The sequence below is a fragment of the Mycobacterium sp. E3305 genome (genome assembly GCF_001666785.1).
GTDB lineage: Bacteria > Actinomycetota > Actinomycetes > Mycobacteriales > Mycobacteriaceae > Mycobacterium.
On sequence record NZ_LZJA01000240.1, the window covers coordinates 1 to 8,681 of the forward strand.

Genomic DNA, 8,681 nt, shown 5'->3' on the forward strand with positions numbered 1-8,681 from the left:
CAGCCGGTTCTCACCCCGCGATGTCTGCGGGATCTGCGGCCAGCGCGACCGCCGTGGCGACCGCGTGCCCGACGCGCAGGTCCAGCGGGCTGGGGACGATCCGGTCGAAAGCCAGGTCATCGCTGACGACCGAGAAGATCGCCTCGGCCGCGGCCACCATCATCTTTTCGGTGATCCTGCGCGCGTCGGGCACGCGGTCGCCACGGCGGTCGCGCTGGCCGCAGATCCCGCAGACATCGCGGGGTGAGAACCGGCTGGCTGGCGGTGCCGCTGGTCGCCGCCCTGCTCGCCGCGGCCGGCTGCGGCACGGATACCGGTGAGCACCGCGCCCGCCCGGAACTGGTGGTCGGCTCGGGGGCGGATTCGGAGTCGGCGCTGCTGGCCGGCGTCTACGTGGCCGCGCTGCGGTCCTATGGTTTCGCGGCGCGCGCCGAGACCGCGGACGATCCGATGGCGCGCCTGGACGCGGGTGCCTTCACCGTCGTCCCGGCGTTTACCGGGCGCAAACTGGAGAGCCTGCAGCCCGGCGCGGTCGCCACGTCTGACGCCGACGTCTACCGCGCGATGGTCGCCGCGCTACCCGAGGGCGTCGCGGCGGGCGACTACACGACCGCCGCGGAAGACAAGCCCGTTCTGCTGGTGACGGGGGCCACCGCGAAGGCGTGGGGCGGCAGCGACGTCAGCGCCGACCTGAGCACGCTGCCGAAGCACTGCGCCGGCCTCGTCGTCGGCGCCGTCACCGGGCGCCCGGCCCCTTCGAACGTGGGCACCTGCCGGCTCCCCGTTCCGCGCGAATTCCCCGACGAGACAACGATGTTCAACGCGGTGAAGGCCGGTCAACTGACCGCGGGGTGGACGACCACAGCCGACCCCGGCCTGCCCGCCGACCTGGTCACGCTCGTCGACGGGAAGCCCGCGCTGATACGGGCCGAGAACGTGGTGCCGCTGTATCGCCGCAACGCGCTGAGCGACCGGCAACTGCTGGCGATCAATGAAGTGGCCGGGGTCCTGGATACGGCGGCCCTGGTCGACATGCGCCGCCAGGTGGCCGGGGGAGCCGACCCGCAGGCGGTGGCCGGCGGCTGGTTGGCGGAACACCCACTGGGGCGGTGACGGGCGGCCGGGGTCAGCGCTTGGGCAGCAACCGGGTCACGACACGCTGCACGCGACCCATGACGGGGCCGCGCAGGAGCCGCTCGGGCTGCGAACCGGTCAGCCGCACCACCAAATCCATGGCCTTGACGTCCGGTCCGACCAACACTCGCGCCCTGTCCTTGCGCACGCCCGCCAAGATGACCTGCGCCGCCCGCTGCGGCGTGGTCTTGGCTTGTTGCTCCTCGAACAGCTCCGCCAGGCCGTCCTGGTCCAGGCCCTCGGCGAAGATCGCGTTGCGGGCGAACCCCGTCTTCACGCCGCCCGGGTGCACGGTCGTCACCCGCACCGGGTGACCCGCCAGCACCATTTCCTGTCGCAGCGCCTCGGTGAAGCCGCGGACCGCGAACTTGGCGGAGACGTATGCCGCCTGGCCCGGCGCGGCGAACAGGCCGAGCGCGCTGGAGATGTTGATGAGGTGGCCGTCGCCGGAGGCGATGAGGTGCGGGAGGAACGCCTTGGTGCCGTTGACGACGCCCCAGTAGTCGACGTCCATCACCCGTTCGATGTCCTTGAACCGGCTGTCCTCGATCGACCCGACGAACGTGATGCCCGCGTTGTTGTACAGCTGGTTGACCTGGCCGAAGTGCTCGCGGACCGCGTCGGCGTAGGCCAGGAAGGCCTCGCGCTCGGTCACGTCGAGGCGATCGGCTTTGACGGGCGCGCCGATGGCCTTGAGCTGTTCCTCGGTCTGCGCCAGCCCATCGGTGTCCACGTCGCTGACAGCGAGCTTGGCACCCGCGCGGCCCAGTTCCAGGGCCAGCGCCCGGCCGATGCCCGAACCCGCGCCCGTGACGACGGCGACCTTGCCGGCGAACTCATGCATGCGGTGCTCCCTTGTGGCGGCGTGACCGCGTCGAGGCTATCCGGTGCGGCGATTCGCCGCTATGGAATCCATCACTGCTTGGGCATCAGCCGGCCCATGACCGGGCCGAACAGCTGCTGATAGTACGGGCCGGCCACGCGCACCATCACGTCCAGAACCTTGGCGTCCGTGCCGACCAGCACCCGGGCCCTCTTCTTGCGGACGGCTTCCAGGATGATCTGGGCCGCTCGCTGCGGGCTGGTCTTGGCAAGCCGTTTGTCGAACAGACTGGCCAGCTGGGCCTGGTCGAGGCCCTCGGCGGCGGTGGCGTTGCGGGCGATCGCGGTTTTGATGCCGCCGGGGTGCACGGTGGTCACCGCCACCGGGTGGCCGGCCGCCACCATTTCCTGTCGCAACGCCTCGGTGAATCCCCGGACCGCGAATTTGGCCGAGTTGTAGGCCGCCTGCCCGGGCACCGCGAAGAGGCCGAACACGCTGGAGATGTTGATGACGTGGCCGTCGCCGGAGGCGATCAGGTGCGGCAGGAACGCCTTCGTGCCGTTGACGACGCCCCAGAAGTCGACGTCCATCACCCGTTCGATGTCCTTGAACTGGCTGACTTCGACGTCGCCGGTGAAGGCGATGCCGGCGTTGTTGTAGATCTGGTTCACCTTGCCGAAGTGCTCGCGGACCGCGTCGGCGTAGGCCAGGAAGGCCTCGCGCTCGGTCACGTCGAGCCGGTCGGCTTTGACCTCGGCTCCGATCGCCTTCAACCGTGCCTCGGTCTCGGCGAGCCCCTCGAGGTCGACGTCGCTGATCGCGACCTTGGCGCCGGAGCGCGCCAACTCGACGGCCAGCGCCTGCCCGATCCCCGAACCCGCGCCCGTCACCACTGCGACCTTGCCGGCGAACCCCTGCATGAGCACCCTTCCTTCCACGGCCCAATTGCGTCGAGGCTAGCCGGTACCGACGGTCCCCGGTACGCGTGGGTGGGCAACCCCGCGGTCAGCGGAAGGCCGTGTCGAGGATCTCCTGCTGCTCGACCGCATGCACCTTCGACGAGCCCGACGACGGCGCCGACATCGCCCGGCGTGAGATGCGCTTCAGCCCGGTGAGCTTGTCGGGCAGCAGCTCGGGCAGCTCCAGGCCGAACCGCGGCCACGCGCCCTGGTTGGCCGGCTCCTCCTGCACCCAGAAGAACTCCCTGGCGCCGGGGTAGCGGTCCAGCGTCTCGTTGAGCCGGCGCTTGGGCAGCGGGGCGAGCTGCTCGATGCGCACGATCGCGACGTCGTCCCGGTTGTCCTTGGCCTTGCGGGCCACCAGCTCGTAGTAGATCTTCCCGCTGGTCAGCAGGATCCTGGTGACCTTGCTGCGGTCGCCGATGCCGTCCTCGTATGTCGGCTCCTCGAGCACCGAGCGGAACTTGATCTCGGTGAAGTCCCTGATGTCGCTGACGGCGGCCTTGTTGCGCAGCATCGACTTCGGCGTGAACACGATCAGCGGCCGCTGCACACCGTCGAGGGCGTGCCGGCGCAACAGGTGGAAATAGTTCGACGGCGTCGACGGCATCGCGATCGTCATCGATCCCTCCGCCCACAGCTGCAGGAAGCGTTCGATGCGACCGGAGGTGTGGTCGGGGCCCTGGCCCTCGTGGCCGTGTGGCAGCAGCAGCACCACGTTGGACAGCTGGCCCCACTTGGCCTCACCGGAGCTGATGAACTCGTCGATGATCGACTGCGCGCCGTTGACGAAGTCGCCGAACTGGGCCTCCCACAACACCAGGGCGTCCGGGTTGCCCACGGTGTAGCCGTACTCGAACCCGACGGCGGCGTATTCCGACAGCGGTGAGTCGTACACCAGGAACTTGCCGCCGGTCGGAGTCCCGTCCTTGTTGGTCGCCAGCAGTTGCAGCGGGCAGAACTCTTCGCCGGTGTGGCGGTCGATGATCACCGAATGCCGCTGGGAGAAGGTGCCGCGCCGGGTGTCCTGGCCCGACAGCCGGACCAGCTTGCCCTCGGCCACCAGCGAACCCAGCGCCAGCAGCTCGCCGAACGCCCAGTCGATCTTGCCCTCGTAGGCCATCTCCCGGCGCTTTTCCAGCACCGGCTGCACGCGCGGGTGCGCGCTGAAGCCTTCCGGCAGGTCGAGAAACGCGTCGCCGATGCGGGACAGCAGCGCCTTGTCGACGGCGGTGGCCAACGACGGGGAAATCCGCTGCAGCGACTCCACCGACTCGCTCGGCTGCACGCCGTGTTTCTCCAGGTCGCGCACCTCGTTGAACACCCGCTCCAGCTGGCCCTGGTAGTCGCGCAGTGCGTCCTCGGCCTCCTTCAGCGAGATGTCGCCGCGACCGATCAGGGCTTCGGTGTAGCTCTTGCGCACCCCGCGCTTGATGTCGACGACGTCGTACATCGACGGGTTGGTCATCGACGGGTCGTCGCCTTCGTTGTGGCCGCGCTTGCGGTAGCACAGCATGTCGATGACGACGTCCTTCTTGAACCGCTGGCGGAAGTCCACGGCCAGCTGCGCCACCCACACGCAGGCCTCCGGGTCGTCGCCGTTCACGTGGAAGATCGGCGCCCCGATCATCTTCGCGACGTCGGTGCAGTACTCGCTGGATCGCGAGTATTCCGGCGCCGTGGTGAAGCCGATCTGGTTGTTGACGATGATGTGTATCGTGCCGCCGACGCGGTAACCGGGCAGGTTGGCCAGGTTCAGCGTCTCGGCGACCACGCCCTGGCCGGCGAATGCGGCGTCGCCGTGCAGCATCATTGGCACCACCGAGAAGGCCTTCTCCTCGCCGTCGTCGTGGGCGCCGCGGTTCAGCAGGTCCTGCTTGGCCCGGACCAGGCCCTCGAGCACCGGGTCCACCGCTTCCAGGTGCGACGGGTTGGCGGTCAGCGAGACCTGAATGTCGTTGTCGCCGAACATCTGTAGGTACACGCCGGTGGCGCCCAGGTGGTACTTGACGTCACCCGAGCCGTGGGCCTGCGACGGGTTCAGGTTCCCCTCGAACTCGCTGAAGATCTGCGAGTAGGGCTTGCCCACGATGTTGGCCAGGACGTTGAGGCGGCCGCGGTGGGGCATGCCGATGACGACCTCGTCGAGGCCGTGCTCGGCGCACTGGTCGATCGCCGCGTCCATCATCGGGATCACGCTCTCCGCGCCCTCCAGCGAAAAGCGTTTCTGCCCAACGTATTTGGTCTGCAGGAACGTCTCGAACGCCTCGGCGGCGTTCAGCTTGCTCAGGATGAATTTCTGCTCGGCCACCGTCGGCTTGACGTGCTTGGTCTCGACGCGCTGCTGCAGCCACTCCTGCTGCTCGGGGTCGAGGATGTGGGTGTATTCGACGCCGATGTGGCGGCAGTACGCGTCACGGAGCAGCCCGAGCACGTCGCGCAGCTTCTTGTACTCGCAACCCGCGAAGCCGTTGACCTTGAACACCCGGTCGAGGTCCCACAGTGTCAGGCCGTGGTTGAGGATTTCGAGGTCGGGGTGGCTGCGGAACCGGCTGCCGTCCAGCCGCAACGGGTCGATGTCGGCCATCAGGTGTCCGCGGTTGCGGTAGGCCGCGATCAACTCCATCACCCGGGCGTTCTTGTCGACGATCGAGTCCGGGTTGTCGGTGCTCCACCGCACCGGCAGGTACGGGTTGCCCAGTTCGCGGAAGATCTCGTCCCAGAAGGCGTCCGACAGCAGCATCTCGTGGATGGTGCGCAGGAAGTCGCCGGATTCCGCGCCCTGGATGATGCGGTGGTCGTAGGTGGAGGTCAGCGTGATCAGCTTGCCGATGCCCAGCTCGGCGATGCGTTCCTCGCTGGCGCCCTGGAACTCCGCCGGGTACTCCATGGCGCCGACGCCGATGATGGCGCCCTGGCCGGCCATGAGCCGCGGCACCGAGTGCACGGTGCCGATAGTGCCGGGGTTGGTCAGCGAAATCGTCACGCCGGCAAAGTCTTCGGCGGTCAGCTTGCCGTCGCGGGCGCGGCGGACGATGTCCTCGTAAGCGGTGACGAACTGCGCGAACCGCATGGTTTCGCAGCCCTTGATGCCGGCCACCACCAGGGAGCGCTTGCCGTCCTTGCCCTGCAGGTCGATGGCGAGGCCCAGATTGGTGTGCGCCGGGGTGACCGCGGTGGGTTTGCCGTCGACCTCGGCGTAGTGCCGGTTCATGTTCGGGAACTGCTTGATCGCCTGCACCAGCGCGTAGCCGAGCAGGTGGGTGAACGAGATCTTGCCGCCGCGGGTGCGCTTGAGCTGGTTGTTGATGACGATACGGTTGTCGATGAGCAGCTTGGCGGGAACGGCGCGGACGCTGGTGGCGGTCGGCACGTCCAGCGAGGCGGACATGTTCTTGACGACGGCGGCCGCGGCGCCGCGCAGCGTCTGCAGCTCGTCGCCCTCGGCAGGCGGGGGAGTCGGGGCCTTGGCTTTCGCCGGTGCGGCGGGGGCGCCGTTGCCGGCGGAGCCCGCGGGCTTGGCGGGCGCGGCGGTCTGGGTTACCGGCGGCGCGGGCGTTGGCTGCGGTGCGCTGGCGGCCGCCTGGCCGTCGCCGGTGGCCGCGCTCGAGGGGGAGTCGCCGGTCGGCTCGGGGTTGTAGTCGACGAGGAACTCATGCCAGCTCGGATCGACCGAGGAGGGGTCGTCGCGGAACTTGCGGTACATCTCCTCGACCAGCCATTCGTTTTGCCCGAATGGTGAACTTATGTTGCTCACGACCGCTGTTCGCCTCAATTCCTCTGTCCGGCAAGCGCTTTTACCTGTTGTGGCGCGGCGCCCGCACGTTTGTCGACCCCGGAGTGTGGAGCATGTCACACCAGTGGCGATGCTCAACGTTTCCGCCCTATAAAGGCTAACCTTTCGCCAGCAATTCGCCAGGGAGACGGGGGTATGGAGGGGGACGGCCGTTCGCTAGCCGGCTTCGTGGAAGGGCGGCACCAGGTGCAGCGCGCGTGGCCAGCGCACCGGCGGGGTGCCGAAGGCGCGGTTGGCGTTGCGGACGATCTTCCTGCCGGCGAAATAGTTGCCGACGGCTCCGACGACGACGCCGATGCCGACCGGCAGCAGCTTGCCGAACACCAGGGCGCCGCGGCGCAGCGTATACCGCTTGACCCAGGACTTGAGCAGCCGCGAGTTCAGCCGCGACATCGACGACAGCGGCACCGCGGCCATGCTCTCGGAAATCCAGCCGCCGTTGGTGCGCGCCGGCCCGAACAGCTGGGTGACCGCCTCCTTGCTGTTGTCGCCGACCAGCACGGACAGCACCAGGGCCCGGCGCCGTTCCCGGTGGTCGGCGGGAATGTCGTACACCACCGCGACAGCCAGCACGAAGAACGCGGTGGCTTCCAGGAACGTGACCGTCTCCGCCGCGGCGGCGGACAGCGCGCTCAACGTGCCGATACCCGGGATGGTGGCCGCCGCGCCCACCGCCATGCCGCTGGCCGTCACCATGCCCACATAGCGTCTCTGCAGCTTGGCGAGGATGTCGGCGGGGCCGCTGTTCGGGTGCGCGTTGCGCAACCGGGACACGTAGGCCTCGGCGGCCGGGCCCTGGATCCGCGAGCTCCGCTCGATGACCTGGGCCAATGCCCGCGCAGACGCCTTGGGCCTGCCGTCGGCGGGCATCGGCGCATCATCCGCGTGCGACATGCTGAAAAATCGGTTCGAAGACCGCTTCCGTCGGGCCCGCATCCTGCCTCTCCTGAAATGGCGTCCTACCAGGCTAACGTGCCCGCCGCAGATCACCGCCCGAACACGAAAGCTCGGGGGTGGTGTACCCCGGATCGGATCCGTGGCTGCCCCCAATCGGCCCAGCGGCAATAATGCAGGCTGGATGTCCGTGATGGCCCGGGCCGATCGATGAACAGGCCCGCGCAGGCACGCATCGTCCGAAGCGGAAACGAGGTGGGGAGATGGCCACGGCGACGCCTCCGTCGGCCGGGGGAACCCGGCGCGCGGCGCCGAATCCACCCCACAGCGGGCGCCGAAACCTCCTGATCGAGAACTCGCCGCAGTCGCAGAAGCCCTGGAACGCGCTCTGGGCGATGATGATCGGCTTCTTCATGATCATGGTCGACTCGACGATCGTCGCCATCGCGAACCCGACGATCATGACGAACCTGCACATCGGCTACGACACCGTGATCTGGGTGACCAGCGCCTACCTGCTGGGTTATGCGGTCGTGCTGCTGGTGGCCGGGCGGCTCGGTGACCGATTCGGCCCGAAGAACATGTACCTGATCGGGCTGGTGGTGTTCACCGTCGCCTCGGTGTGGTGCGGGCTGTCGGGCAGCGCCGCGATGTTGATCGCCGCCCGCGTCGTCCAAGGCGTGGGCGCCGGCGTGCTCACGCCCCAGACTTTGTCGACGATCACCCGGATCTTCCCGCCGGAACGCCGCGGCGTCGCGGTGAGCCTGTGGGGCGCCACCGCCGGCGTGGCCAGCCTGGTGGGCCCGCTGGCCGGCGGCGTGCTGGTCGACGGGCTGGGCTGGCAGTGGATCTTCTTCGTCAACGTCCCGATCGGCGTGCTGGGGCTGGCCCTGGCCTACTGGCTGGTCCCCGTGCTGCCCACGCAGTCGCACCGGTTCGATGTGGTGGGCGTCGTGTTGTCCGGCGCGGGCATGTTCCTGATCGTGTTCGGCTTGCAGCAGGGCCAGGCCGCGCACTGGGAACCCTGGATCTGGGCGATGATCGTCGCCGGCATCGGGTTCATGACGGTGTTCGT

At 68.6% G+C, this 8,681-nt stretch carries 6 protein-coding genes and 1 pseudogene; 2 read left to right on the top strand and 5 right to left on the bottom strand.

Translation table 11 applies throughout. The features are described from left to right. Window positions 1–10: 10 nt before the first annotated feature. Window positions 11–187 (bottom strand): annotated as a pseudogene (locus A5701_RS22140) (NAD-dependent malic enzyme); the annotation flags it as partial. A 56-nt stretch (window positions 188–243) separates the two neighbouring features. On the opposite strand from A5701_RS22140, the gene A5701_RS22145 reads away from it, so the two are divergent. Continuing rightward, window positions 244–1,113: a glycine betaine ABC transporter substrate-binding protein gene (locus tag A5701_RS22145; protein ID WP_067758926.1), complete on the top strand. Its 870-nt coding sequence runs from the start codon at window positions 244–246 to the stop codon at window positions 1,111–1,113. Between the two features lie 13 nt (window positions 1,114–1,126). Here the strand turns inward: A5701_RS22145 and A5701_RS22150 are convergent, their stop codons facing one another. The 4 genes from A5701_RS22150 to A5701_RS22165 all read right to left on the bottom strand — a co-directional run bounded on the left by A5701_RS22150 (window position 1,127) and on the right by A5701_RS22165 (window position 7,648). Further along, window positions 1,127–1,978 carry an SDR family oxidoreductase gene (locus A5701_RS22150; RefSeq protein WP_067758929.1) on the bottom strand — a complete coding sequence of 284 codons (852 nt, stop codon included), beginning with the start codon at window positions 1,976–1,978 and terminating at the stop codon, window positions 1,127–1,129. 71 nt (window positions 1,979–2,049) lie between these two features. Beyond that, window positions 2,050–2,877, bottom strand: a complete 828-nt coding sequence (locus A5701_RS22155) for an SDR family oxidoreductase (RefSeq protein ID WP_067758932.1) — start codon at window positions 2,875–2,877, stop codon at window positions 2,050–2,052. Window positions 2,878–2,962: 85 nt separating this feature from the next. Beyond that, on the bottom strand, window positions 2,963–6,673 hold the full coding sequence (locus A5701_RS22160) for a multifunctional oxoglutarate decarboxylase/oxoglutarate dehydrogenase thiamine pyrophosphate-binding subunit/dihydrolipoyllysine-residue succinyltransferase subunit (protein ID WP_067758935.1): 3,711 nt from the start codon (window positions 6,671–6,673) through the stop codon (window positions 2,963–2,965). Window positions 6,674–6,868: 195 nt separating this feature from the next. Continuing rightward, a complete protein-coding gene (locus tag A5701_RS22165; protein ID WP_082950084.1) occupies window positions 6,869–7,648 on the bottom strand; it encodes a hypothetical protein in 780 nt (259 codons plus the stop codon). A gap of 353 nt (window positions 7,649–8,001) precedes the next feature. Here A5701_RS22165 and A5701_RS22170 point away from each other — a divergent pair. Continuing rightward, window positions 8,002–8,681: MFS transporter (locus A5701_RS22170; RefSeq protein ID WP_231972866.1), on the top strand; the 680-nt coding region annotated here is incomplete at its 3' end.